The following is a 1,718-nucleotide window of genomic DNA, read 5'->3' as shown; positions in this document are numbered from 1 at the left end:
AACACCACCGTGCCGTGGCCTGCCGGTACGACAAACTCGCCCTCCGCTACGAAGCCACCGTGCACGTCGCCACCATCGACATCTGGCTCCGCAGCCTCACCAAGATCGGTTCCTAAACAGCTCCTAGGCGCGGGCTTCGCGCGCGCGTTGGCCGACGCGGGTGCTGACGTCGTACTGGGCGCGCGCCGCGAGGACCGTATGAGCGAGGTCGCGGCTGACGTCGAAGCCAAGGGACGCCGCGTCCTGGTCGTGCAGACGGACGTTTCCCAGCCGGAGGATTGCACCGCGCTCGCCGACGCCGCGATGACAGAGTTCGGCCAGGTCGACGTCCTGGTCAACAACGCGGGCCTTGGCACCGCAGTGCCCGCGCTTCGTGAGCAGCCCGATGAGTTCCGGCGCGTTGTGGACGTCAACCTCATGGGCAGCTACTGGATGGCGCAGGCCTGTGCTCGCGTTATGCGGCCCGGGTCGAGCATCATCAACATCGCCAGCGTGCTGGCCCTGATCAAGTCGTTCGCGCCCCAAGCCGCCTACGCAGCGAGTAAGACGGGCTTGATCGGCCTCTCTCGAGACCTGGCTCAGCAGTGGACCGGACGGCGGGGAATCCGGGTCAACGCCGTGGCGCCCGGATACTTCGCCAGCGAGATGTCGGCTGAGGTGCCGGCCGAAGATTTCGAGCTGTTCCTCCAGCACACGTCACCGCTCGGACGCATGGGCCAGCAACATGAGCTCGACAGCGCGATCATCTTCCTCGCCAGCCCAGCATCCTCCTACATCACCGGCATCACGCTACCCGTAGACGGTGGAATGTCAGGACACTGAACAACGTGATCTGTCTTGTCGCTCGATGCTGGCCTCCTAGCGGCTGCCTGACTGGTAGTAACCGAGCGTGTGTCCCATGCGCCGACGGTCCGGCGCCTTACCGGAGCTGCTCAGTCAGCAAGGGCGGGAACCACCCGATGATGATGCGTGGCCCGGGATCGGTGAGTATCTCTCCCGCACAGGGCTTGACAGCCACAGAAGCTGGAAGATCAAGTCGACCACCTGCGCCGCGGCCCCAGCACAGGTGGTCAAACCTGCGCTGCATGTCTTTCGGGATCGAGCTGAACGCATCACCGAGTACCACGAAAGACCACTCCGCGCCCAGCAAATGAGAACCCCCACGAGCCGAAAGACTCGTGGGGTAAAAGAGTGTCCGAGGCCGACTTGTGCACTATCCACCTGTCGTCTGCTTCCTGAAACAGGTTGAAACAGGGGACTTTTGCTGTCCCATCCGTCCCAGCGTTAGTCCATCAGGGACACCGCGGCGGGACAGGTCTGGGTGCAATGTGAGCTGCGAAAACATGGAGTGACGGTAGGTGGGGACGCGTCGTGTGGGGCGTCCCGGCGTGTCCCGAAGTCGGCTCCCTGCACGGATTCCACGGTGTTGGAGTGGCCTGTCGTAGGTGTCCCCGAGGTCGCCGAGGTGCCGGTTCTTACATCCGTCAATATCGTTGGTGACGTCAGGGGTGGCTGAAATTAAACAGAATGTGAGGAGCCCGCGGTTGTGACGGTCATGTCGTTTTGTGCGGGGGACGAGCTCTGGTCGGCAGGGTCTGCCCAGGGTTCGGTTGACACTCGGGGTTGAGTGGTGTCAGGCCGCGGTTGCGGCGGTGTAGATGGTCTCAAACTCGACCGGGGTGAGTTTGCCGAGGCGTCGTTGACGGCGTCGGCGGTGG

General features: G+C 63.6%; 1 protein-coding gene. It reads left to right on the top strand.

Annotated elements, in window-relative coordinates; all coding sequences use genetic code 11:
• The first annotated feature begins 9 nt into the window (after positions 1 to 9).
• The gene (locus E1181_RS31055) at positions 10 to 822 is read left to right on the top strand and encodes an SDR family NAD(P)-dependent oxidoreductase (RefSeq protein ID WP_132679966.1); all 813 of its coding nucleotides are present in this window, start codon (positions 10 to 12) and stop codon (positions 820 to 822) included.
• The last annotated feature ends 896 nt before the right edge of the window (positions 823 to 1,718 follow it).

The sequence above is a fragment of the Saccharopolyspora terrae genome (assembly GCF_004348435.1).
Taxonomy (GTDB): Bacteria; Actinomycetota; Actinomycetes; order Mycobacteriales; family Pseudonocardiaceae; genus Saccharopolyspora; species Saccharopolyspora endophytica.
This window is presented reverse-complemented; position numbering and strand designations above follow the sequence as displayed.